Source organism: Blautia sp. HCN-1074, from assembly GCF_037890165.1.
Classification (GTDB): Bacteria; Bacillota; Clostridia; order Lachnospirales; family Lachnospiraceae; genus Blautia_A.
The window spans coordinates 57,213-83,364 of sequence record NZ_JBBKBP010000020.1 but is presented as its reverse complement, the minus strand read 5'-3'; the positions used below and the strand labels follow the sequence as shown (position 1 = coordinate 83,364).

Genomic DNA, 26,152 nt, shown 5'->3' with positions numbered 1-26,152 from the left:
CAGTAATGCATGGAGCTGACTGTTACTAATCGGGTGAGGGCTTGACCAAGAATCGCAGGAAGAATGATCTCAAGGAAATGTCAACATGTATGTAGTTTTGAAGATACAGTAAAAACCAGCTAATAATTAGCTGGTTTTTTTGTGTGGAAAAATAGATAAACAGACTTCTAACAGTTCATATACAGTTTCTTGTTTATATATTACTATTCCGTGAGGTACTTTGACATGTATCTGCCAAAATCCTGAGACATACAATATAAATTTATATTGCGAAATATATTACCTGACATGAAGTAAACATTAACTATTTATAGAATATTATAGAAAATAGGATTAAAAATATATTGTATTATAGAAAAATGAGATTTAAAATTGTCAGTAAAGTCTATAGAATCTAATTTAATCGAATTGAGTATGCTTCCTATTTCAATTGTGGAAAGCAATAAGCAGTGGGAGAGATTTAGGGAGATACATGGGAGGGTTTTTACATGAAGATTTATGTAAATGGAAAAGCTGGTCATGACGGTAATGGTACGGAGCAGATGCCGTTTCGCCATATCAATGATGCAGCGAAAATTGCACAGCCGGGGGATGAAGTTCTCGTAGCTCCTGGAATTTACCGGGAATATGTAGATCCGGTTCATGCCGGTACAGAGGAGAACAGAATTACTTATAGAAGTGTGGAGCCTCTTGGAGCAGTTATCACTGGAGCAGAACGTATCCAGACATGGGTTCCTTATAAGGAAGATGTATGGGTATGTCGTGTAGCGAATAGTCTTTTTGGCAGTTATAATCCATATACAACTATGGTTTATGGAGACTGGTATTTTGCAAAAGCTGATAAACATACAGGATGCGTATATCTCAATAATCGTGCTCTTTATGAAGCAGGAAGCGTGGAAGAATGCATCAAAGGTGCGGTTTATGAGTGTAGCTGGGTTCCGGAAGAATCTACTTATAAATGGTATACAGAGCAGGATCAGGAAAAAGATGAGACAGTAATTTATGCTAATTTCCATGGAAAAAATCCGAATGAGGAAAATGTAGAAATCAACGTACGTCGTGAATGCTTTATGCCATCCAAAACCGGTGTAGGATATATCACAGTCAGTGGTTTTGGAGTTACCAAAGCAGCTACTACCTGGGCTCCTCCGGCAGCTTATCAGGATGGCATGATTGGCCCTCATTGGAGTAAAGGATGGATTATTGAGGACTGCGAAATTTCCAACAGTAAATGTGCAGGTATTTCTCTTGGAAAATATTATGATCCTGATAACGATCATTATTTTACGAATAAATATGTTAAGAGTCCTACACAAATGGAAAGAGATGCGGTATGCCGGGGACAGTATCATGGATGGCTTAAAGAAAAGGTAGGAAGTCATATTATCCGCCGAAATAATATCCATCATTGTGAACAGGGTGGTATTATTGGCCGAATGGGTGGTGTATTCAGTATTATTGAGGACAACCATATTCATCATATCAACAATATGATGGAACTTGGTGGAGCAGAGATTGCAGGAATTAAGATGCATGCTGCAATTGATGTTATTATGAGGAGAAATCATATTCATCACTGTACGATGGGAATCTGGTGTGACTGGGAAGCTCAGGGTACGCGACTTTCTCAGAACCTTCTTCATGATAACCAGCGTCCGGCATTTGCAAAACAGCTAAAAGGCGGCATGATGTGTCAGGATATTTTTGTTGAGGTAGGTCATGGGCCGACTCTTATTGATAACAATATTCTTTTGTCAGATGTCAGTCTGCGTTTCGCTACGCAGGGAGTGGCTATGGTACATAACCTGATCTGTGGTGCTTTAACTTGTGTGGGTGAAGGAACCGGATGGCGTTATACTCCTTATCATATGCCTCATCGCACAGAGGTCATGGGATTTATGACAATACTTCATGGAGATGACCGTTTCTATAATAATATTTTTGTGCAGAAATGGCCTTCAGAAGATTTTATTACAATGCATGATTCTGACGATGGATTTGATTCTGAGAATCGAAGAGTCGGAACATGGATGTTTGATGAGTATCCAACTTATGACGAATGGATTTCCCAGTTTGATTTCACAAAACCTGCTGATATGAAAAAACTGGAACCAGTTCATTTTGATCATTTACCGGTGTGGAGTGAAGGAAACGTTTATCTTAATGGAGCCAAAGCATGGAAACATGAGAAAGATGGTTTTGTTTCTTCTGAGAACGCAAAGGTAGAGTTGACAGAGAAAGATGGAAAATATATTCTGGATACGAATATATACGAGATTCTTGGAGATTTCTCGGACCGTATGATTAATACAGAAATTTTAGGAAAAGCTTTTGAACCGGAAGAATTTTTTGAAAATCCGGATGGAACACCGATAAGATTTGACTCTGACTACTTTGGTGGACATAGAGGTGCTAAGGTAATTCCTGGACCTTTTGCAGAGAAGGAAGAGATTGGGAAGAACGTTAATATGAGTACTTGTGCTTTAAACAAACTGTAAAGCAGTTATGAGTAAGTAGCGAAGCGGATTGCCAATAAATATATCTGTTGCGCTTGAAAATGGAAATATATATAAATAATGAGACCCTCACTGTTATATTTATCTGGCAGTGAGGGTCTTGTTTTCCATAAAGAGAAGTAAGTCAATTAAGCAGATAAAGTCATTCGCTTACGTTACGTGTTTTTATGCGGAATAACTTTTTGCAGTTTATTGGTACTTGCTTAATCTGGTTAAATAGAAATTATTTATAAAATAATTCAACAATCTTTAATACTACTTCAACAGCGATATCCATACCTTCTATAGTGATATGTTCATAAGGCCCATGGTAAGCGTGTCCGCCGGTTCCGAGGTTTGGGCAGGGCAGGCCCATGAAGCTTAACCGGGCGCCGTCTGTGCCGCCGCGGATCGGAGTGATCAGTGGTGGGGTATTGCATTCTTTGCATGCAGAAACTGCGCAGTCGATTAGTTCCATGCATGTGTCGATGATTTCTTTCATGTTTCGGTATTGTTCTGTGATGGTAAGGTTTACGGTTCCGGTGCCCCATTTTTCATTTAATATTTTGGTGATGTGCTGCATTGTTTTTTTGCGGGCTTCGAAGGATGAGATATCGTGATCGCGGATGATGTAATCGAGAGTAGCGTTTGATACATCGCCGTTCATGGAACAAAGGTGGAAAAATCCCTCATAGTCTTCGGTATCGCGTGGAGTATCGGCTGATGGAAGCATGGAATTAAATTCCATAGCGACTAATGCTGCATTTATCATGGTGTTTTTGGATGAACCGGGGTGGACGTTGACGCCGGTAAATTCTACAACTGCTCTGGCTGCATTGAAGTTTTCGTACTGGATTTCGCCTTCTGTATCGCCGTCGAGTGTGTAGGCGTAATCTGCATCAAATTTTTTTACATCAAAATGCGCTGGTCCCATTCCAATTTCTTCGTCTGGAGTGAATGCGATGGAGAGTGGGCCATGAGGGATATTTTCACTGTTCAGTCGTTCAATCATGGTCATGATTTCGGCGATTCCGGCTTTATCATCTGCGCCGAGAATTGTGGTTCCGTCGGAAGTAATCAGAGTTCTGCCTTTTAAGGTTGAGAGATGAGGAAACATTTTCGGGGAGAGAACTCTGCCGCTGGTTCCAAGTGTAAGTTCTTTGCCGTCATAATCTGGAGTAACAACGGGAGTAACCGGATGATCGCAGAAATCAGATACGGTATCCATATGTGCGATAAAACCGAGCTTTTTGCGAGATTCATATCCGTTGGTTGCCGGAATGTGTCCATAGACATAACAATGTTCATCTACACTGGCGTCATCTACTCCCAGTTCTTTTAACTCCTGCACAAGCTGTCTGGCAAGGTCGAACTGGTATTGTGTGGATGGGGATGTATTGGTTTCTTCGCTGCTTGGGGTGAAAACTTTTACATAAGATAATAAACGTTCGTATGCTTTCATAAATTTAATCCTCCTGGATGAAGCTGGAATTGTGTTTTGAAAAAAGTATTCAGCTTTGATGATGTAAGTATAACACGTTAATGAAGCTACGTAAAAAATTTTATATAAGATAGTTTTTCTGTTTTTGTACATATGGAAGATATACTTGAGATATGCTAGAATAAAAACAGTTACAATTTTCTGAGCGGAAATTATTGTAGTGGTAGAGGAAGTTACAAAAAAGATAATTTATAGCAATCCTGAGGTTGTTATAGGAAAGGCAAGAGGGGGAAATGAAGAAAGAGGAAAAGTGCGCAATTCAGGAGAATGGCACAAAGAAGCAGAGTACAGAAGAACAAAGTCCGAAAGAATATAGTCCGGTGGAAGAAAGTACATTAAAAAGGAAACTGCAATATTATAGTGGTGAGATTCAGCGTGATGTGGGGAATCTTGTGAAATGGCTGATGATAGCAGTTGTTGTGGGATGTATTGTGGGGGCGGCCAGTACGCTGTTTTCTTTTGTGTTAAAAGGAGTGACCAGTTACAGGAAGGAAAATGGATGGACGTTTTATTTGTTGCCGATGATGGGACTGATTATTGTATTTCTGTATGAGAAATTTGGTAAGGATGATGGAGGTACAAATCAGGTACTTTCTACGGTAAGATCACAGGATGATGTGCCACTTTTGTCGGCACCGTTGATTTTTATTTCTACGGCGCTTACGCATCTGGCGGGTGGTTCCGCGGGACGTGAGGGAGCTGCGATTCAGCTTGGCGGAAGTATTGCGAATCAGCTCGGAAGATGGATTCATCTGGATGAAGAGGATCGGCATGTGATTGTTATGTGCGGTATGAGTGCAGCTTTCTCCGCATTGTTTGGAACACCGATGGCGGCAGCTGTGTTTGCGCTGGAAGTTGTAAGTGTGGGAGTTATGTATTATACGGCATTGATGCCTTGTATGATCGCTTCATTGGTCGCATCTGGGTTTGCTGCCGGAATGGGAGTTACGCCAGAGGCTTTTCATGTGGTGGATATTCCGGAGCTGACGATTGAGACTGGCTTGAAAATGGGAGTTGTGGCATGTGGATGTGCAGTGGTCAGTATTGTATTTTGTATGGTATTGAACGGTGTTGCAGGGGTTTATACAAGATGGATTAAAAATTCTTATATCCGTGTAGTTGTGGGTGCCTGTCTTGTAATTGGAATTACATTGCTTCTCGGGACAACAGATTATATGGGAGCTGGTGCGGAATTGATTGAGAAAGCAGTGGAAGAAGGGCAGGCAAGGCCATTGGATTTCTTCTGGAAACTGATTTTGACCGCATTGACGATGCGTGCAGGATTTCGTGGTGGTGAGATTGTACCGTCGTTTTGTATCGGGGCAACGTTTGGATGTGTGATGGGAAACTGGCTGGGACTTTCACCGTCTATCTGTGCGGCATGTGGTATGGCTGCTGTGTTCTGTGGAGTGACAAACTGTCCGATTACATCGATTTTGATTGCATTTGAGATGTTTGGATTTAAGGGTGTTTCTTTTTATCTGATCGCGGTGTCTATCAGTTATGCGGCTTCAGGATATTATGGGCTGTATAAGGATCAGACGATTGTGTATTCGAAGTATAAGGCGAAGTATGTGAATAAGCATACTAGATTTTAACCGAATCAAGGAAGTCCTCTGTTTCAATTGAAAAGATGAATAAGTAGTAGGCAGAGACTTGTTTGCCTCATGGTAACTGACTTAAGAGCAGGAGTGATTTATTGACAAATACAATAAATCCCCTGCTTTTATTATGTTTTTGAATTTCTGCTTTTTAAATTGTAAGTGTATAATGGAAATTATAGAAAGTAACATAAGGTAAATGCAGACCTTAATTTATCTATAGCAATTCCAGAAAATAATGCAAATAAGACAGTTCGGCAGAATGCGAAGGACAAGGAAGATATCTGCAGGCGTGCTGACGCAGGGTTTTGCGTTCTGATGGGTTGGCTTATTGCAGTATTTTTTGGAATTGCGATAGGAAGGGCAGGTGAGAAAAATATATTACGTTGGAATTGATATTGGATCGACAGCTTCTAAAACGGTTGTGACTGGTGATAAGGAAATTAAATTTGTGCTTCCTACAGGTTGGAGTAGTAAGGAGACGGCTTCAGAAATTGCTTCAAGACTTCTGGCTGAAGGAATTGATGTAAAGGGTGAAGTGGTTCGAGTAGCCGCTACAGGGTATGGACGTGTGGCGGTGGATTATGCGGATTTTGTGATAACGGAGATTACGTGTCATGGAAGAGGCGGAAGAGAAATGGCGGGAAATGACTGCGCTATTATTGACGTAGGCGGTCAGGACACGAAGGTAATTCTGGTAGAGCAGGGGATGATCCAGGATTTTCTTATGAATGATAAATGTTCTGCAGGGACGGGCAAGTTTCTGGAGATTATGGCGAACAGGCTGGGAGTTACGATTGAGGAATTATTTGAACTGGCCTCACAGGGTAATGCGGTACCAATCAGTTCGCTATGTACGGTGTTTGCGGAGTCTGAAGTGATCAGTATGATCGGAGAGGGACGAAGCAGGGAAGATATTGCGGCGGGAGTGGTTCATTCTGTGGCAGAAAAGGTAGCTCAGCTTGCAAGGAGAAAACAGCTTCCTGGGACAGTGATTCTTACGGGAGGACTGAGTGAATGTCCGTATTTTGCAGAGATTCTCTCGGAGAAACTGGAATGTAATGTCAGTGCTATGAGAGAAGGAAGGTATGCAGGAGCACTTGGCGCGGCATTACTTGCAAGAGAGAAAACGAAATAAATGAAATAAAACTATATAAGAAAGAGAGGTACATATAAAATGGAAGTAATTAAAGATTTACCTGAAGTATTTGAGGAGTTTGCAGAGCAGAGGAAGAATTCATTTCTTGCAATTAAGAAGATTAAGGACCAGAATATTCCGGTTATTGGTTCTTACTGTACTTATTTTCCACAGGAGATCGCGATGGCGATGGGTGCGGCTTCTGTAGGTTTATGTTCGATGTCTGATGAGACGATTCCGGTGGCTGAGCAGACACTGCCGAAAAATCTCTGCCCATTGATCAAGGCAAGCTATGGTTTTGCAGTGACGGATAAATGTCCATTCTTTTATTTTTCAGATGTTGTAGTTGGAGAGACTACCTGTGATGGTAAAAAGAAAATGTATGAGTTTATGTCTGAGTTTAAAGATGTATTTATTCTGGAACTTCCGCATAAACAGACAGAGGCTGCATTGCAGTATTGGAAGAGTGAAATTATCCGATTCAAGGAATATCTGGAGAAGAAATTTGACGTGGAAATTACAGAGGAGAAACTGCGTGAAGCAGTTCGTATCAGTAATGAAGGACGTCGCGCATTGAAAGATTTCTATGAGTTGATGAAAATGGATCCGGCACCGATGAAAGGAGAAAATCTTTACAATGTTTTGTATGGAACAACCTTTAAATTTGACCGTTCTAAGGTTCCGGCAGAGATTGATGCACTGACAGCGAAGGTAAAAGAAGAATATGCAGCAGGCAAAAATGAAGGAAAGAAACATCGTATCCTGATCACAGGATGTCCAATGGGCGGAGCTACGATGAAAGTTGTGAAGGCCATTGAAGAAAACGGCGGCGTGGTTGTTGCTTTTGAAAACTGTTCCGGTGCAAAGAGTGTGGACAGACTGATTGATGAGAGTGATCCGGATATCTATGAGGCAATTGCGAGACGTTATCTGAATATCGGATGTTCAGTTATGACTCCGAATCCGAATCGTTTTGAGCTTCTGAATGAGCTGATTGATGAATATCAGGTAGAGGCAGTTGTGGAGATGACTTTACAGGCCTGTCATACATATAATGTGGAAGCTGGTAAGGTTGGCAGATTTGTAAGGGAAGAAAAGAAGATTCCGTATCTTCATGTGGAGACTGATTATTCTCAGTCGGATGTGGGACAGCTGAATACACGAATTGCTGCGTTGATCGAGATGCTGTAATTCAGGAGTGGGGTATGTGTATTTCTGTCAGTAGAGAAAGCTGAGTGTTAATATCCACTGGACGAATACATTTATGCACTGTGAATTATGTTTTGGTGAATAAGCTCAGAAAATACAAAGTAAATAATAACAGAAAAGGCATGTAAATCTTTTAAAAACAGAAAGAGTTTGCATGCTTTTTGCATTGCAGGAAAGATTAAGAAATGGTAAAGTAAATGCTGTGCTGTAAAATTAAAAATAGGATTTTACTATAAATAAGTGGCAGTTACGGAGATTAAGGATAACGCTGCGAATGAAAAACCTATGAAAAATTGAGGGAAAGAAGGAGAATTTTACTTGGAAAAAAATAATCAAGGTACGCGGGAAGCGAATTCACTGGGACAAAATCCACTTGGTGTAGCACCGATGGGTGGACTGATCGCAAAGTTTGCGATTCCTGCGATTATCAGTATGCTGGTCAGCGCAATGTACAATATTGTGGACCAGATTTTTATCGGACAGGGTGTGGGAATGCTGGGAAATGCAGCTACCAATGTGGCATTTCCTGTTACGACGATTGCCACTGCACTGGCGTTGCTTCTGGGAATCGGAGGTGCGTCGAATTATAATCTGGAAATGGGAGCAGGACGGGAGAAGAAGGCCAGTGGGATTGCAGGTACGGCTTTATCTTCACTGGTAATCAGTGGTGTGATTCTTGCGGTGATTGTTCTGGTGTTTTTGAAACCGTTGCTGACATTGTTTGGGGCAACTACGGATGTGATGCCGTATGCGGTTGATTATACAGGAATTACTGCATTTGGACTTCCGTTTTATATTTTGTCTGTTGGCGGCAATCATGTTGTCAGAGCGGACAGAAGCCCGACTTATTCTATGACTTGTATTATGATAGGTGCGGTTATCAATACGATTCTTGATCCATTATTTATTTTTGTATTTGGATGGGGAATTAAGGGCGCTGCATGGGCAACTGTGATTGGGCAGATCGTTTCTGGAATTCTGGTAGTTGTATATTTTTGGAAATTCCGAAATATGAGTCTGACAAGTGAGATGCTGAAACCGAGAATGAGATACCTGAAGGCAATTATTTCACTGGGGCTTGCTTCCTGTATTAACCAGATTGCCATGGCAATTGTGCAGATCGTGCTGAATAATATTCTGCGTTATTATGGTGGAAATTCGGTTTATGGAAGTGATATTCCGATTGCGTGTGTTGGAGTTATTTCTAAGGTAAATCAGGTATTTATGGCTATCTGCATTGGAATTTCTCAGGGAAGTCAGCCAATCTGGGGATTTAATTACGGAGCGAAAAAATATGACAGAGTTCGACAGGCGTATTGTTATTCTGTAACTGCCTGTACGGTAATCGCAACGATATTCTTTTTATGTTTCCAGCTGTTTCCACACCAGATTGTGGGGATTTTTGGAACAGGAAGTGATCTGTATTTCCAGTTTGCGGAACGTTATCTGAAAATCTTTATGTTTATGACATTTGCAAATGGAATTCAGCCAATGTCATCCGGATTCTTTACATCTATTGGAAAGGCGAAGCTGGGTATTGTTATGTCACTGACACGACAGGTAATTTTCCTGTTGCCATTGATTGTTATCTTCCCGTTATTTATGGGAATTGATGGCGTGATGTATGCAGGTCCGATTGCTGATGCTGCGGCATTTGTGCTGGCGATTGTGTTTGCCAGAAGAGAGTTGGCGAAGATGCGTGGAGCGGAGGCGTAAGATACTTAAGAAATATAATAGAATAGCAAGAGTTTAACCGAATCAAGTAGCGAAAGCGGATGGCGAATATCCGATTGATTGTTATAAAAGCATATAGAATAAGAAATTTTTTATTTTAGTAAAAGAAAAAGTCCTTCCGAGATTAATGAGATAAGAATTTATCTGAAGCATCTGGAAGGACTTTTTTAATAGGAGGGTATTTTTAAGCTGCTTTCGATACATAGTTTTACACGGAATAACTGTTATGCAGTTTATTCGGAGAGACTTACTTGATTCGGCTAAAAAATATCCTGCTGTGTAAGATTATAAAACTGATCGAACAGTTCCACCTGGAAACTTCCGGGACCGGAGCTGTTTTTTTCTGCTTTTTCCCCGGCAATGCCAAATTCTGTAGCAGCAGATACGGCAGCAGTGAACGGATCGGTAACTGCCAGATAAGTAGCACAGATCATTCCAAGCATACATCCGGTTCCGGTAATCTGCGACATGGCAGGAGTGCCGCGCATAATGAATGTACATTTGTCGGCTGAGACAACCATATCTTCTTTTCCGGTAATAAGGAGTGTGGTGTTCCACTGAGCTGCTTTTTCCTGGAAGAGTTCCAGCAGGTGGGAACGGTTGGCGTCTGTGAGCGTATCCTGTGTACCTGCGTCGATACCGATCGCGTGAGCGGTCTGTCCAGACATCGCAAGGAGTTCGGACATATTTCCTTTTAGAAGTTCTGGCATATGAATGTTCATAAGTTTTTGCGCAAATTCATAGCGAAGAGTACTGCATGCAGTTCCTACCAGATCGAGCATGACTGGAATATGAATACTGCCGGCAGTTTTTAAGGATTTCGGCATGGACGCCATACGGGCATCGGTGATGTTCCCGAGGTTTAATGCCAGTGCCTGCGCGTGGCTGGTGATTTCGGCTACTTCCGCAGGGTGTTCTGCCATGATTGGGCGGCCTCCTGCCGCCAGGATGATATTGGCACAGTCATGGATAGAAATCGGATTAGTGATGCAGTGAATCAGCGGCTGTGCTGCTCTGGTGAGTTGTCTGGTTCTTGTCTGATTTTCGATCATATACTTTTGCTCCAAGGCTTTGCTGAAATTTGGCAAGCATTCCTGAGTGGCTTAATGCTTTCAGGAAGAAGTAGGCGATGGTACCGCCCATGCAGGTTGCTGCCAGAAACATTGGTGTGTAAAAGAATGCGTTCAGTCCACTTCTTCCCATAAGAAATGCCATGACAGGATAGGAAACCAGAGAACCGATAATACCGGTTCCGAAGATTTCACCGATCACTGCGCAGATGATTTTTCCATGGGATGCGCGGTAGAAAACACCGGATAAAAATGCACCGAATACGGCACCTGTCAGTGCCAGTGGTGGGATACCCATAAACATCATACGGATAATTCCGATGAGAGTGGCACACAGAAGTGAATACCATGGTCCCAGAAGTACGGAACAGACGATGTTGATCAGGTGTGCGGTCGGGCACATTCCCTCGATTCTCAGAATTGGTGAAATGACTACGCCGATGACAACCATCATGGCGAGCATAACCATTCGGAATGTTTTTGCTCTGTCTGTGTTCATTGTGAACCTCCTTAAGTTGTGGAATATAAAAAATCTGCCGGAATAATACACTGGCAGATTTCGATTCATTCATACATTCCCTACGCTGGCATTATCCATATCAGGTGCGGTCGAAGATATATCTTCCTCTCAGCCTGTCACACAGGCTCCCGTTGTTATTATCCATATGCAAATTTTTTACTGCTGTTAGGGTAACACAACAGTATGGAAAAGTCAATGAGAGATGATTGTAACTGGTTTTGGTTCGTGTTACAATTTAATCAAATCAAACAAGTAGCGAAGACGGATTGTGTATATCCGTCTGGTCTGTAAACTAGGTCAGGAGGATACGGTCATGGCGAAAAAATTTTGCATTACAGGAACTTGTGTTCCAGAGAAAAACTATATGGTAGATATCAGTGACAGAATTGACCGCATCACAAAAGATTACATCGAACAAGGACAATACTTCACGATAAACCGTGCGCGGCAGTATGGGAAAACAACGACTTTATTTTTACTGGAAAGAAAACTCAGGGAAGATTATCTGGTATTGAGTTTGAGTTTCGAGGCGGCAGATGAATATTTTGAATCTTTGACCAGTCTGGCAGAAGGACTGGTGCTTGATATTGGAGAATGTCTTCGGGAACAGAATGTTGCGGAGAAAACGGTAAATGACTGGATCAGCCCTCTTTCTGAAAAGTTTCCAATGCGTTCGCTTGGAATGAAAATCACATCATTGTGTAAATCATGTGGAAAAAAGATAGTTTTGATGATAGATGAAGTGGATAAAAGTTCTGATAATCAGATTTTTCTTTCTTTTCTCGGACTGCTGAGAGAGAAATATCTGAAATGGCAGCAGGGGAAGGATTCTACATTTCAGTCAGTGGTTCTGGCAGGTGTGCATGATGTAAAAACTTTAAAACTAAAACTGCATCCACAGGAGGAATCGAAGTATAACAGTCCATGGAATATAGCAGTAGATTTTCGTCTGGACATGAGCTTTTCAGTTAAAGATATTGAAAGCATGCTGAATGAATATGAGCGGGATTATCAGACGGGAATGAATATCCGGGAAATCAGTCAGCTGATTTATGATTATACAAGCGGTTACCCGTATCTGGTTTCGCGGATATGCCAGATTATGGATGAGCGGATTTTGGGAACGGATGAATTTTTGACAAATGTGTTGGTATGGACAAAAGAGGGAGTTCTGGAAGCAGTGAAATTGTTATTAAAAGAGCCAAACACATTGTTTGATGATATGACGAAGAAATTGCTGGATTATCCTAAATTGAAAGAGATGATGCAGAGTATTTTGTTCTCAGGAGTAAGTTTTCCGTTTAAGAGAGAAACTCCGTTAATTAATCTGGGAGTGACATTTGGATTTCTTAAGGATAATCATGGAATTGTTGCGATTTCTAACAGAATTTTTGAGACACAGTTGTATGATTTGTTCTTAGCTGAGATGGCAATTAATGATGCGATGTATGTGGCGGCGGTTTCTGACCGGAATCAGTTTATTATTTCCGGAATGCTTCAGATGGATCTGGTTATGAAGAAATTTTATGAGCATTTTGAAGAAATTTATTCCGATAATGATCAGAAATTTATTGAGGAAAATGGAAGAAAATTATTCCTGCTGTATTTAAAACCAATCATTAATGGGACAGGAAATTATTATATTGAGGCGAGAACGCGAGATAATAAGAGAACAGATATTATTATTGATTATAGAGGAAAGCAGTTTATTATTGAGCTGAAAATCTGGCATGGTGATGAGTATAATAAACGTGGGGAAAAGCAGTTGTTTGAGTATCTGGAAATTTATAAACAAGAGAGAGGATATCTTTTGAGTTTTAATTTTAATAAGCAGAAGAAGACAGGGATTCATGAGATAAGATACAAAGAGAAAAAGATTCTTGAGGTTGTGGTGTAGATGTCGGTTTGGTAAGTTTTATGTAGAAAGATTTGGAAATAAAATGCCTTGAAAATTTGAGAGGATATATTATATATACTCTTATATTCAAGGCATTTTACTACTTTATACTTCTGATTACATTCCAGAAGGATTCAGAAATCGATAGCAGATTTGTCTGTTCCATAATTCTCCTGCTTTTGTAATGTGATATGGAAAGTCAAAATTTCCTGGGGCATCCAGGTAACTTTGAAATTCAAATGCAAGAGCACAGCTTGGGCTTGTGAGTTGATTATCTTTCAGCTTTATTCCGTTTTCAAAATAACCTCCAGAGTATATAACTGCGCAAGGAGCGTCAGATGTAATCTGAAGTTGAATGGAATTGTCTGGGGAAGTGCATGTCAGGTCAGGCGTATTTGGTGAAGACAACGGCATTGTAATTCTTTCATTTTTATCATGATTTGGACTATCATGGTTTAGGATAAATTCGTGATTAAATCCTTTGTTTCGTTTCAGCTGTATATCGTCCGGATATGCTTGCATCTGTTCCAGAAGTGATATGGACCGACGAAAATCAAAAGGTGTGTTTTTAACTGATGCAATGCTTTCAGGAATGAATTCAGGTGTATTGCAGATATATTTGTCAGCCTGAATCTGCAGTTTATGAGTTAGTGCAGAACTGGAATAATCACCGGACAGATTGAAATATGTATGGTTTGAAATATTAAAATATGTATCTTTATCAGAAATTGCCTCATATCGTAAGGTGAGAGTATGATCTTCTTTTAGTGTATAGATGGCTTTTATTTCCCGTTTTCCGGGAAATCCATCCAGACCGTCTTCTAATATGATTCTAAAAATTACAGTAGCACTTTCTACTAAAGTATGGTTATGTTGAGCGGGACATATATCAGTGGTAGTTTCGATAGAAAAGGCATCGGTAGCATTAGTGTGAGTGGAATATTTATCGGAAGAAATCAGCCTGTTATCAAAGTTATCTTTAGTATCAATTTCAGCAGATACGAGTTCCCAGTTTTTAAAAGATGCATTATGAGATCCACCATGAAGAGTATGAGTATTATTTTCATTAAGCGATAAAGAGTAAACGCTGTCATTTATAGAAAGTTTCCCATGTGAAATACGTCCTGCGCATGGGGCAAGTGTGGCACCGGCATAGAGTGAATTGGAAAAATAAGCGGTATCCTCATCAAAAGCAAGCGCAATATTTTTTAAGCCACCATCAGAAGCAGGGAAAAGAATTTGACGAATGGAGGCTCCGATGGAGCATAAGGTTACAGAAAAACCGTCATTACAGGTCAGCCTGATAGTGATATATTGCCTGCATATATCAGAAAATGGTGATTTTTTAGTACTTTGACTGATTAACATATCAAATATTCCTCACTTTCATATTACAATTCAGATTGTACTTTTTTATTATGGTACATAGCCATACTGTAACGTAAAAACAGTATTTTTTCAAGAAAAAATAAAATGATAGTTATAAAAATGACGGAGAAAGATAAAAAAACAAGGGAAAAACAGATAAAGAAAACATAATTGCATAAAATATAAATCTATAAAATGTAAAAAGTGTATAAAAACGAAAATCATTTCGTGAAATTATAAACAAGCTACACAAAAATAGCAATTTTTTTAAACTCCATAGCAATTTCAAGTAATGCAATACGGAAGCATCACGTCTATAATAAAACTCAGATAAGGTTACTGGTTACAGAGTGAACGGTAATCAGATAAGAGAAGGAGGGAAAGCACATGAGTAGTGTACTCGAGTTTAAAAATATCTCAAAGTATTTCCCTGGTGTAAAAGCGCTGGATAATATATGTTTCAAAGCATATGGCGGAGAGGTACTTGCATTTCTTGGAGAAAATGGTGCCGGAAAATCCACATTGCTGAAAGTACTTAATGGAGATTATCAACCGACAAATGGAGAATATCTTCTGGATGGTGTACAGAAACATTTCAGTTCCCCCCACGAAGCAATTCAGGAAGGAATCAGCGTAATATATCAGGAACGCCAGATTCTGCTGGAACTGAGTGTGGCTGAGAATATTTATCTGGGACGTATGCCATCAAAGAAATTTGGAATTATTGATAAATCTAAAGCAAATCAGATGGCACAGAAAATTATTGATGATTTTGGGCTTCCAATATCGCCGACAACCAAGGTTAAAGATTTAAGCATTGCATATCAGCAGATGGTAGAGATTATGAAGGCATACAGCCGTGAAAATCTTAAAGTTATCTGTTTTGATGAACCTACAGCCAGTTTAAGTGATGCAGAGATTGACAGCCTTTTTGAAGTTATAGCGAAACTGAAAGCTCAGGGCAAGATTATTATTTATGTATCTCATCGAATGAAAGAAATTCAGCAGATTGCAGATAAAGTAGCAATCTTTAAAGATGGTCATTATGTAGATACAGTAATTACAAAAGAAGTTCCGGAACAGCAGCTGATCAAGATGATGGTTGGACGTGATCTGGGTGATATCTTTAAGAACCTGGACAGAAACGATAAGATTGGTGATGTTCTTCTGGAAGTTAAAGGCGTATCTTCAGATTATGTAAAAGAGAATTCCTTTGTACTTCATAAAGGAGAGGTACTTGGTTTCTCAGGTCTGGTAGGAGCCGGAAGAACAGAATTGATGAGAGCCATTATTGGCGCAGATAAAATGAAAACCGGTGAGGTTTATCTGGAAGGTAAAAAAATCGTAAACAGATCTCCGAAGGAAGCAATGGATAACGGTATCGTACTGGTGCCTGAAGACCGTAAACTGCAAGGTATTCTAAGTAACCTGAGTATTGCAGGAAACATCAATATTGCACTGATGGATAAGAATTCGAATAAACTTGGTGTGATAGATAAGAAGAAAGAAGCGGAAGAAGCTGACTGGGGAATCAGAGAGTTTAAAGTTAAAACACCATCCCCTGATAAAAAGATTGTAGAGCTTTCCGGTGGTAATCAGCAGAAATGTATTGTTGCCAGAGGAATTGCAACGAATCCGAAAGTCCTGATCCTGGATGAGCCTACGAAGGGTATTGACGTAGGTGCAAAATCAGAATTCTACAGTATGATCTGTAAATTTGCAAAACAGGGACTCGGCGTAATTCTTATTTCTTCAGAAATGCCGGAAGTTATCGGACTTTCAGACAGAATTATTGTTATGAAATCCTTACGTATTTCCGGTGAGGTAATGAGAGAAGAGGCTACCGAAGACAAGCTGTTAAGCCTGGGAATGATGGGGGAGGAAGCAAATGAGTAATATTGAAACTAAAAAAGAGAAAAAAAGCATTTTAAATAAAATCGGTGGTGATAAGCTGATTTTGATAGCAGCGATCATTATTGTATTTGCATTATTTACATTTTTAAATAAGAACTTTCTGACATGGGCGAATATGGTAAACCTGCTGGTTGCCGCTTCACTGGTCGGTCTGGTAGCGGTTGGACATACATATCTGATCATTGCAGGACAGAACGACCTGTCACCTGGTTCTCTGGCAGCTTTCTGCGGAACACTGGCAGCATTGTTACTTTCAAAAAATGTTCCGTTTATTCTTACAATAGCTGTTGTTTTACTTGCCGGTGTGGCAACAGGTTTCTTTAATGCATGGATGGTTAATAAGATTAAACTGGAAGCATTCATTGCAACTCTGGTAACACAGAACATTATGAGAGGATTTGCTTACATTATCTGTGATGGTAAACCAGTATCTATCAGTAATAAAGCTTATCTGACAATCGGAAAAGCAAGATTACTGACGATTCCTGTATCTGTATGGCTGATGATCCTTGCATTTGTAATTTTTGGATTTATCCTTGCAAAGACTAAATTTGGACGTAGCGTATATGCAATCGGTGGAAGTCAGGAGGCAGCAAGACTTGCAGGTCTGAATCCACAGAAAATTGTTACAAGTTGTTTCGTTATCATTGGAGCTTTGACAGCATTAGGTGGAATCGTATTTTCATCCCGTATGAACTCCGGACAGCCAGCAGCAAATATTAACCTTGAGTTTGATGCGATCACAGCTGTTATCCTTGGCGGTGTTTCCTTTGCCGGTGGTGTAGGTGACATGTTCGGAACGATTCTTGGTGTTATCCTGATTCAGGCATTTAATACAGGTCTGATTATGGTAAATGTTTCTACTTTCTGGCAGTATGTAGCAAGAGGTGCACTTCTTCTTTTCGCTCTGACATCTGACTTTATCCGTAAGCAGAAACGTGAGAAAGAGCTTCTGGAAGCAAGCATGAAGAACATTAAATAAGAGAAACTTTCACACGTGGGGTGTGACTGAATATAGCAAAACATATATATCCTAAGGAGGAAAATGACATGAAGAAAAAAGTGATGAGTGTAGTTCTGGCAGCAGCAATGGCAGTAAGTATGGTAGTACCTGCAGTATCAGCAAGCGCAGCAGATAAGCTGGTAGTATATGGAATTTATAAAGCCGGTGATCAGACATGGTTTATCGATGAAGGTGATGCGGCAAAGAAAGCTGTTGAGGATGCCGGTGGAGAATTCATCTATGTAGATGCTAAGATGAGTCCGGAAGAATATTTAAAAGCAATTGATAATGCAGTTGCAAACAATGCAAGTGGTATCATTACCTGTACACCTGACCAGACACTTTCTCAGGCAGCCGTTGATAAGGCAAAAGATGCAGATATTCCGATTGTTGCATGTGATGATGCACTTCAGGATGATGCAGGAGAGAAATTAGCTCCATGGGTAGGAATTAATGCTTATGCAATCGGACAGACAAATGGTGAGTGGATGGCAAATTATGCAAAGGACAATGATCTTGTTGGAAAAGATGAAGTTGGTCTTCTTATCATGACTATGGATACTGTTTCCAGCTGCGTACCGCGTGCAGAAGGCGAATATGATAAATTCAAAGAAGTATGCCCGGATTTCAATGAAGACAATATTTTCTATGCAGACTATGATGGAACTACAGATAAAGGAAATACTGCAGCAGCAGCTGTACTTACAGCAAATCCACAGATTACAACATGGATGGTAATGGGTGCAAATGAAGAAGGAACTATTGGTGCATGCCGCGCTCTTGAAACAGCTGGTCTGGATGCAAATGCATGTGTAGTAGGTCTTGGTGCTTATATGGCAAAAGATGAGTGGAATGACAAAGGTGCTGATGGAACATGTATGAAAGCAGCTGCTTATTTCTCATCTGATTCTGTAGGTCAGGGATCTGTAGATGTTCTGATGAAACTGATCAATGGAGATGACGTTGATATGGAAACAGCAGTAGATGCAGAAATTGTTACACCTGAAAACTACAAAGATGTAATGGGCGATGCTGCTAACTAAGAGATTATATTTTCAGTCTTTTATTTCTGAAAGATAATCGGTATCAGTTAAGAATAATGTTTAATAAAAAAAGAATCAGAGATTGCGAGTGGCAGTTTCTGATTCTTTTTATATTTGGTTCGCAGACTGGGACTTATTTAGTATCTTCGGAAGACAGAATCATTTGCTGCCTGTATTCACTTGGAGTCATATTTTCCCACTTGCGGAAAGTGGAACAGAAACTGCTTTCGCTGTTAAATCCTGAACCAAAGGCAATCTCCTTAACAGGGACATCAGGCAGCTTTAACAGGAATTTGGCAGAATTGATTCTTGTGGCAATAAGGTATTGATGAGGAGTGAAGCCGGTCTGAGCAGTAAACACACGCGAAAAATGAAAAGGGCTCATATTGGCATTTTTGGCAAGTTGTTCCAAGGTTAGAGGTTCGCTGAAGTGTTCATTGATATATGCCCGGGATTTTTCTACTACTTTGAAGTGAGAAGTGGTATTTCCGGAATATGCCCGGGTATACAATAGCGTATTAAGCATTTGCGTGATCATTTCTGAAGCTTCTCCCTCTTTCAGTGGTTTGGAATTACGAAAGACATGTAACATCTGATCCAGACCATTTGTAATGGGAAATGAATTGGAAGGAGAAATAATGTTTCCATGGCTGGCGGTGATAAGATCATAAAAATCTCTGGCGAGTGGACCGTCAAAATGTATCCAGGAAACTTCTGCGTCACAGTCAAAGCCATATTCGTGAGGAACGTAACAGTCAATAAGAACAACCTGTCCGGCAACAGCATTCTGAAGTTGCTGATCTGGAAGAAGAACCTGACAGGTTCCTTTGGCAATATACATTAAAAGAAAACTGTTGTATTGAATTCTGGAGCGCCAGTATCCTGGTTCATAGTAAAAATATCCGATTTCTTTCGGATAAAGATAAAGTTTGGAAGCAATCGTGCTTGGCTGATAGAGATAGTAATCAGAAGCGGGATTTACTAAGTTTTCTTTTGTTCTCATAATGACTCTCCTTATAGCAATTTTTTTAAACTCATAAGCAAGTTACAGTAATGAATATTCAGTAATTAACATATATAATTAAGCTATCACAAAAAGAAATAGAAAGCAATAAAAAAACATTATGAAAATTCATTGTCACAGGAAAGCTGGAATGAATTTTAGCTACGTTATTGAAAATGGAGTGGATAGTAACGTAGTTAGATTAATGATTTGTATTTTCGCAGTTGAGAAAAAGCTAGTGTACAGACAAATTGATACACTGGTATGTAAATTGGGAGGTAAGTAACATGGAAGAAGTAAGAATCTGGGAAGAGGAAGTAATCATCCCTACTTATGAGATCGGTGCAGCAGAAAAGAATCCGATTTTTTCTGAAAAACGAGTATATCAGGGAAGTTCCGGAAGGGTATATCCATATCCGGTTATTGAAAAAATAGAAGATGTCAAAAAGGATAAAGCATGGAAAGCTGTTTATCTGGAAAATCAGTATATTAAAGTGATGGTTCTTCCTGAACTTGGCGGCAGAATTCAGAGAGCATATGATAAAACAAATGGATATGATTTTGTATACTACAATCATGTAATTAAACCGGCACTGGTTGGTCTGACAGGACCATGGATTTCCGGTGGTATCGAATTTAACTGGCCACAGCACCATCGTCCGACTACATATCTTCCGGTAGACTATACAGTTACTGAACATGAAGACGGAAGCAAAACAGTTATGGTCAATGACGTGGATCAGATGTATGGAACAAAAGGAATTGCAAGTTTCACTCTGTATCCTGATAAAGCGTATATTGAGATTCGTGGACAGCTTTATAACCGTACGCCAATGGCTCAGACTTTTCTTTGGTGGGCAAATCCGGCAGTACCTGTAAACGATTATACGCAATCTGTTTTTCCGCCAGATGTACATGCGGTTATGGATCATGGAAAACGAGACGTATCTAAATTCCCTATCGCTACAGGTGTATATTATAAACATGATTACAGCGCCGGTGTGGATATTTCCCGTTATAAAAACATTCCGGTTCCGACCTCTTACATGGCAGAAAAATCAGATTTTGACTTTGTTGGTGGATATGATTACAGAGAAGAAGCAGGAATCCTTCATGTAGCAGACCATCATATTTCTCCAGGTAAGAAGCAGTGGACATGGGGCTGTGGTGATTTTGGTAAAGCATGGGATCGAAATCTTACAGATGAAGACGGTCCGTATATTGAGCTGATGACAGGTGTATATACAGATAACCAGCCAGATTTTACATGGCTGAAGCCTTTCGAGGAGAAAACATTTAAGCAGTACTTTATGCCATACAAAAAAGTTGGCTATGTAAAGAATGCAACGATTGATGCTATGGTCAATATGGAAATTGAAGGTAATGAAGTTTTCTTACGTGTTTATACAACCGGAGAAGAAAAGAATGCGAAAGTAGTTCTGGAGAAGAAAGATGAAGTAGTATTTGAAGAAACTGTTGATATTTCACCGGTAGCTGTATATGAAAAGAAAGTCAACGTTCAGGCAGAAAAGAAGACAGATATCACTGTCCGCGTATTTAACGCAGAGGGAAGAGAACTTGTAGAATTTACTCCACTTGAAGAGAAGATTCCGAAGATTCCTGAACCGGCACAGGCGGCAAAAGATCCACAGGAAATCCTGACATGTGAAGAACTTTATCTGACAGGACTTCATATTGAGCAGTATCGTCATGCAACCTATCTTCCGGATGATTATTATCTGGAAGGACTGAAGCGAGATGAAGGAGATATCCGACTGAATACAGCTTACGGTATGCTTCTGTTCCGTCGCGGTCTTCTGGAAGAAAGTGAGAAATACTTCCGCAAGGCACTGGAGAGAATGACATGGAAGAATCCGAATCCATATAACAGCGAAGCATATTATGATCTTGGTCTGACACTGTTCTATCAGGGACGTTATGACGAAGCATATGATGCATTCTTTAAAGCAACCTGGTCAAATGAACAGCAGGAAATGTCCTTCTATTTCCTTGCAGCGATTGCTGCGAGAAAAGGATTCTATCCGTTAGCTCTTGAATTAGTAGAAAAAGGTCTTGTGAAAAACAGCCATAACATTAAAGCAAGAGGATTAAAGGCAGCAATTCTCCGTAAACTGGGAAAAACAGAAGAAGAAAAAGAATGGCTGAAAGAGAATGAAAAAGTTGACTGTTTCGATTATGTATCTGCATATGAGGAAATCCTTCTTGCAGAGGTTGAGAAACAGGATGATATGAAACAGGCACTGAAAGCCCGTATGCGTAATTTCCACCAGAACTTTATTCAGGCAGCTATTGATTATATGGAGAGCGGATGCTACGAGGAAGCGCTTGGTCTGTTAAATATTTGCGATAAAGAATGGCCGATGCTGTATTACTATCGTGCAGAATGCCTGTATGAACTTGGAAAAGAAGCAGAAGCAAAAGAGATGATTGCAAAAGCAGATGCCGCAGATTCCTATTGCTGTTTCCCGAACCGTCTGGAGGACATTAAAGTACTGGAACTGGCAATGAAGCTTCAGCCGGAATTTCCAAAAGCTTATTATTACATTGGTAACTTATGGTATGATAAACGCCAGTATGAAAAAGCAAAAGAAGTATGGGAAAAATCAGCAGAACTGGACAATAATTTCCCGACAGTGTTCAGAAATCTTTCACTGATTTATTACAACAAGTGTCAGGAACCGCAGAAAGCGAAGGAAGTTCTGGAACATGCATTTGCGCTGGATACCACAGACAGCAGAGTATTCCTGGAACTGGATCAGTTATATAAGAAGTTAGATTATTCCGTAGAAAAACGTCTGGAATTCTATGAGAAATATCCGGAAACTTTTGAAGAACGTGATGATGTATTTATCGAATATATCACTCTTCAGAATTATATGGGAAATCATGAAAAAGCGTATGAACTTCTTATGGGAAGAAAGTTCCATCCATGGGAAGGCGGAGAAGGTAAGGCAACTACCCAGTATACCCGCGCACTTGTCGAAATGGCTAAGAAAGCAATCGTAAAGGAAGACTGGACAGAGGCAAAAGAATTACTTGAAAAAGCGCTTGTATATCCGGAAAATCTGGGTGAAGGTAAACTGGAAGGCTCTAAGGATAATAATATTAATTACTATCTTGCTCTGACAGAGAAAGCTTTTGGAAATGCAGAGAAAGCACAGCAGCTTTTCGCGGCAGCAAGTACAGGAACGGATGAACCGGCAGGAATGATGTTCTATAATGACCAGCCGGCAGATATGATCATGTATCAGGGACTTGCATTAAAGGAAATGGGTGAACCTGTTGCCGCAAATTCCAGATTCTATAAACTGATCAGTTATGGGGAAGCTCATATTTATGATGAAGTGAAAATGGATTACTTCGCAGTATCCTATCCGGATCTTCTGATCTTCGATGAAAACTTTACCCGAAAGAACAAAGCGCATTGTTGCTATCTGATGGGACTTGGAAATCTGGGACTTGGAAACCTGGAGAAAGCGAAAGAACATTTTGAAGAAACACTTCAGCTTGATCCGCATCATCTTCTGGCAAGACTGTATTTAAGAGGAATTGAAGGTGACAGTAAATAAATACACTCTAGAATAACAATAAACACAATATGTAACAATGATAAAAATGCCTTGCAAATATAAGAGAGTAATGCTAACATTACTACAAAGCATATTTCTCTTATATTTCAAGGCATTTTTGCTATCTTATAATTCTAACTACATTTCAGAAATCCATGCTTTTAAATCCAATTAATTATGACGAAAAGCAGGAGTACTGGAATATGGCTTAGTACAATAAGTTCTTTACATTCCTGCAAAAACAGGAGGTGTTGCCTATGGCAAAAAGAAAGAACAGAAAAGTTACTTTAAAGAGGAAACGGCAGGAACATGGCGGTGTAGCTGCAAATCGTAAGTATAAAGATACGGTATTTCGTAAATTATTTTCAGACAGGAAGAACTTGTTGTCTTTATATAATGCAGTTAACGGGACTGCATATACAGATGAGACACAGCTGGAGATCGTGACACTGGAAAATGCGATTTATATGGGAATGAAAAATGATCTGGCGTTTATTATAAATACGAATTTGTTTTTGTATGAACATTAGTCAACATATAATCCTAATATGCCGCTAAGAGACTTGTTTTATATTTCTGGTGAGTATCAGAAACTGGTAAATTGGAAATATTTATATACATCTACTCGTATGAGAATCTCTGCGCCAAATTTTATTGTATTTTATAATGGGAAAGAGGAAAAAGAAGATAGCTGGATTGATTATCTGTCAGAGTCTTATGAGAATCTAACAGGAGAACCGAACCTTGAACTGAAGGTTATGAGCAAGTAGCGAAAGCGGATTGCGAATATCCGATTGACTACAAAAGAAAACTATAGCAATTCTATAAAAATCTATATCAATTATTATAGTAAAATTTTCAGAAAATAAGGTTGACGGAAGTTGACTTGTACAACATAATATAGATATAAACACTGTTCAGATAAATTTCGTACAGTAAAAACGAAATAAATGGAGGAATTTTTACATGAAGGTATTAAACTATGGTTCATTAAATGTGGATTATGTATATTCTGTGGACCACATTATTGTAGGCGGTGAGACTCAGCATTCGTCTAAGCTGGAAGTTTTCAGCGGCGGAAAGGGACTGAATCAGTCTATTGCTCTGGCAAAGGCGGGAGTTCCTGTTTATCATGCCGGGATTGTTGGAACAGATGGGGATATTCTTCTGGATGCATGTAAGGAAGCAGGGGTAGATACCAGATATATCCGCAGAATGCCGGTAAAAGGCGGTCATACCATGATTCAGGTAGATAAGAATGCGCAGAACTGTATTATTCTTTATGGTGGAACTAATCAGATGCAGACGAAGGAATTTGTGGATGAAGTTCTGGCAGATTTCGGAGAGGGCGATTACCTGATTTTACAGAATGAAATCAATATGCTGGACTATATTATTGACCAGGCTTATGAGAAAAAGATGAAAATTGTAATGAATCCGTCACCGTTTGATGATAAGCTGGGTACCTGCGATCTTAGTAAGGTGTATCTGTTTCTTTTGAATGAAATTGAAGGAGAGCAGATTACCGGATTTAAAGATAAAGATCAGATTCTGGATGCCATGGCAGAGAAGTTCCCGAATGCCCGCTTCGTACTGACATTGGGCAGTGATGGGGCAGTTTATTATGATGGGAAAGAGAAAGTTTTCCAGGATATTTTTAAGGTAAAAGCGGTGGATACTACGGCGGCCGGTGATACGTTTACAGGATATTTTATTGCGGCAACTATTGAAGGAAGAAGCATTCAGGAAGCTTTGAGAATGGCTGCAAAGGCATCTTCCATTGCAGTTTCAAGACCGGGAGCGACACCGTCTATTCCGGAAATTGGAGAAGTAAAAAAGGAGCTGGGAATCAATTAACATCAATTAACCATATAACCAGAAAATTTAACCGAATCAAGCAAGTCCCCTGCGGGGGTTGCGAGGAGCAATAAGCAGTGGGTGGGACTTGCTTGTATCAGGAGGGGTATAGGCCCCTCCTGATAAACTGCGGAGCAGTTATTCGGTGTAGAGCCACGTAGCGAAAGCGGATTGCGAATATCCGATTGAATGGGGATCGAAACACGATTATGTAACTGTACAGAAAGGCAGGTTAAATCTGATGAAACAGGAAAATTACATAAAGGGTATGATAATGATCATCCTGTCGGCGTTTTTCTTTGCTTGTATGAATGTGAGTGTACGTCTGGCAGGTGATTTGCCGTCAGTGGAGAAGAGTTTCTTCCGAAATCTGGTGGCGGCGGTGTTTGCGGCGATTATTCTGTGCAAAAATCGAACAGCACCGAAGGTTGATAAGAAATACTGGGGGCCGTTGATTCTTCGTTGTGTCTGTGGTACGTTGGGGATTCTTTGTAACTTTTACGCAATCGATCATTTATTAGTGGCAGATGCTTCGATTTTGAATAAGTTGTCTCCGTTTTTTGCAATTGTTTTTTCTTTCTTATTGTTAAAGGAGAAAATTAAACCGGCGCAGGCGGCATGTGTGGCGCTGGCGTTTATTGGGTGTCTGTTTGTGGTGAAGCCGGGATTTCATAATGCGGCATTGATGCCTGCACTGATTGGAGTGTGCGGTGGACTTGGAGCTGGAATTGCGTATACGATGGTTCGTGTGCTTGGGACCCATGGGGTGAAAGGCCCGGTCATTGTGTTTTATTTTTCCTTCTTTTCCTGCTTGTCGGTGGTTCCATGGATGGTATTTCATTTTACTCCGATGAGTATGAAACAGCTTGTCACATTACTGATGGCTGGGCTGTTTGCTGCAGGTGGGCAGTTTACAATTACGGCGGCTTATACTTATGCGCCGGCCGGAAAAATTTCTATCTTTGATTATTCACAGATTATTTTTGCAACGTTGCTGGGATTCTTTCTGTTTGGGGAAATTCCGGATAAATACAGTTTTACGGGATATGCGTTGATCATTCTCGCATCTTTGGGAACATTTATTTACAATATGAAGATGGCGAAAGAAAATGGTTGATGCTATTTTGGTGGTATAAAGTAGTGTAAGAGCTACGTTGCGAAAGCGAATGATTCCGCATGACATGGGAACAAAATGAGTAGGGGGAT

Annotated in this window: 17 protein-coding genes, 1 pseudogene and 1 riboswitch; of the genes and pseudogenes, 13 read left to right on the top strand and 5 right to left on the bottom strand. The window is 40.1% G+C overall.

Annotation, left to right across the window (positions count from 1 at the left end):
• The first annotated feature begins 488 nt into the window (after positions 1-488).
• Positions 489-2,501, top strand: a complete 2,013-nt coding sequence (locus tag WKT11_RS15135) for a right-handed parallel beta-helix repeat-containing protein (protein WP_118630564.1) — start codon at positions 489-491, stop codon at positions 2,499-2,501.
• Positions 2,502-2,742: 241 nt separating this feature from the next.
• Here WKT11_RS15135 and pepT read toward each other — a convergent pair whose 3' ends face one another.
• Positions 2,743-3,960 (bottom strand): peptidase T, encoded by a 1,218-nt coding sequence (pepT, locus tag WKT11_RS15130; RefSeq protein WP_118630565.1) that lies wholly within the window; start codon positions 3,958-3,960, stop codon positions 2,743-2,745.
• 272 nt (positions 3,961-4,232) lie between these two features.
• Between pepT and WKT11_RS15125 the strand changes: the two genes are divergently transcribed.
• The 4 genes from WKT11_RS15125 (at position 4,233) to WKT11_RS15110 (ending at position 9,663) form a co-directional block, all read left to right on the top strand.
• Positions 4,233-5,597, top strand: a complete 1,365-nt coding sequence (locus WKT11_RS15125) for a chloride channel protein (protein WP_243118122.1) — start codon at positions 4,233-4,235, stop codon at positions 5,595-5,597.
• 379 nt (positions 5,598-5,976) lie between these two features.
• Positions 5,977-6,738, top strand: coding sequence for an acyl-CoA dehydratase activase (locus WKT11_RS15120; RefSeq protein ID WP_118630578.1), 762 nt, complete (start codon positions 5,977-5,979; stop codon positions 6,736-6,738).
• A gap of 39 nt (positions 6,739-6,777) precedes the next feature.
• Positions 6,778-7,929 carry a double-cubane-cluster-containing anaerobic reductase gene (locus WKT11_RS15115; protein ID WP_117675925.1) on the top strand — a complete coding sequence of 384 codons (1,152 nt, stop codon included), beginning with the start codon at positions 6,778-6,780 and terminating at the stop codon, positions 7,927-7,929.
• 405 nt (positions 7,930-8,334) lie between these two features.
• On the top strand, positions 8,335-9,663 hold the full coding sequence (locus tag WKT11_RS15110; protein WP_117676093.1) for an MATE family efflux transporter: 1,329 nt from the start codon (positions 8,335-8,337) through the stop codon (positions 9,661-9,663).
• A gap of 278 nt (positions 9,664-9,941) precedes the next feature.
• Here WKT11_RS15110 and thiM read toward each other — a convergent pair whose 3' ends face one another.
• Together thiM and thiW are read right to left on the bottom strand one after the other, a co-directional pair.
• A complete protein-coding gene (gene thiM, locus WKT11_RS15105) occupies positions 9,942-10,733 on the bottom strand; it encodes a hydroxyethylthiazole kinase (RefSeq protein ID WP_117675927.1) in 792 nt (263 codons plus the stop codon).
• The gene (gene thiW, locus WKT11_RS15100; protein WP_340285183.1) at positions 10,663-11,250 is read right to left on the bottom strand and encodes an energy coupling factor transporter S component ThiW; all 588 of its coding nucleotides are present in this window, start codon (positions 11,248-11,250) and stop codon (positions 10,663-10,665) included. Before thiW ends, thiM begins: the two co-directional genes overlap by 71 nt.
• Positions 11,251-11,309: 59 nt before the next feature.
• Positions 11,310-11,413, bottom strand: a riboswitch (TPP riboswitch).
• Positions 11,414-11,584: 171 nt separating this feature from the next.
• Here thiW and WKT11_RS15095 point away from each other — a divergent pair.
• Positions 11,585-13,168 (top strand): GxxExxY protein, encoded by a 1,584-nt coding sequence (locus WKT11_RS15095; RefSeq protein ID WP_117675931.1) that lies wholly within the window; start codon positions 11,585-11,587, stop codon positions 13,166-13,168.
• 117 nt (positions 13,169-13,285) lie between these two features.
• On the opposite strand, the gene WKT11_RS15090 is transcribed toward WKT11_RS15095, so the two are convergent.
• A complete protein-coding gene (locus WKT11_RS15090) occupies positions 13,286-14,536 on the bottom strand; it encodes an aldose epimerase family protein (RefSeq protein WP_117675933.1) in 1,251 nt (416 codons plus the stop codon).
• 387 nt (positions 14,537-14,923) lie between these two features.
• Here WKT11_RS15090 and WKT11_RS15085 point away from each other — a divergent pair, with 387 nt between their 5' ends.
• The 3 genes from WKT11_RS15085 to WKT11_RS15075 all read left to right on the top strand — a co-directional run bounded on the left by WKT11_RS15085 (position 14,924) and on the right by WKT11_RS15075 (position 18,496).
• Positions 14,924-16,432, top strand: coding sequence for a sugar ABC transporter ATP-binding protein (locus WKT11_RS15085; RefSeq protein ID WP_117675935.1), 1,509 nt, complete (start codon positions 14,924-14,926; stop codon positions 16,430-16,432).
• Positions 16,425-17,432: an ABC transporter permease gene (locus tag WKT11_RS15080; RefSeq protein ID WP_117675937.1), complete on the top strand. Its 1,008-nt coding sequence runs from the start codon at positions 16,425-16,427 to the stop codon at positions 17,430-17,432. Before WKT11_RS15085 ends, WKT11_RS15080 begins: the two co-directional genes overlap by 8 nt.
• A 68-nt stretch (positions 17,433-17,500) precedes the next feature.
• Positions 17,501-18,496, top strand: coding sequence for an arabinose ABC transporter substrate-binding protein (locus tag WKT11_RS15075; protein WP_117675939.1), 996 nt, complete (start codon positions 17,501-17,503; stop codon positions 18,494-18,496).
• 133 nt (positions 18,497-18,629) lie between these two features.
• Here WKT11_RS15075 and WKT11_RS15070 read toward each other — a convergent pair whose 3' ends face one another.
• The gene (locus WKT11_RS15070) at positions 18,630-19,499 is read right to left on the bottom strand and encodes an AraC family transcriptional regulator (RefSeq protein WP_117675941.1); all 870 of its coding nucleotides are present in this window, start codon (positions 19,497-19,499) and stop codon (positions 18,630-18,632) included.
• A 287-nt stretch (positions 19,500-19,786) separates the two neighbouring features.
• Here WKT11_RS15070 and WKT11_RS15065 point away from each other — a divergent pair, with 287 nt between their 5' ends.
• From WKT11_RS15065 to WKT11_RS15050, 4 genes and pseudogenes are all read left to right on the top strand, one after another.
• On the top strand, positions 19,787-23,089 hold the full coding sequence (locus tag WKT11_RS15065) for a DUF5107 domain-containing protein (protein WP_117675943.1): 3,303 nt from the start codon (positions 19,787-19,789) through the stop codon (positions 23,087-23,089).
• 257 nt (positions 23,090-23,346) lie between these two features.
• A pseudogene (locus WKT11_RS15060) lies at positions 23,347-23,847 on the top strand (hypothetical protein); the annotation flags it as partial.
• A gap of 208 nt (positions 23,848-24,055) precedes the next feature.
• Entirely contained in the window at positions 24,056-24,946 is an 891-nt protein-coding gene (locus WKT11_RS15055; RefSeq protein WP_340285182.1) for a ribokinase, read from the top strand.
• A 241-nt stretch (positions 24,947-25,187) separates the two neighbouring features.
• Positions 25,188-26,063: a DMT family transporter gene (locus tag WKT11_RS15050; protein ID WP_117675947.1), complete on the top strand. Its 876-nt coding sequence runs from the start codon at positions 25,188-25,190 to the stop codon at positions 26,061-26,063.
• Positions 26,064-26,152 lie beyond the last annotated feature (89 nt).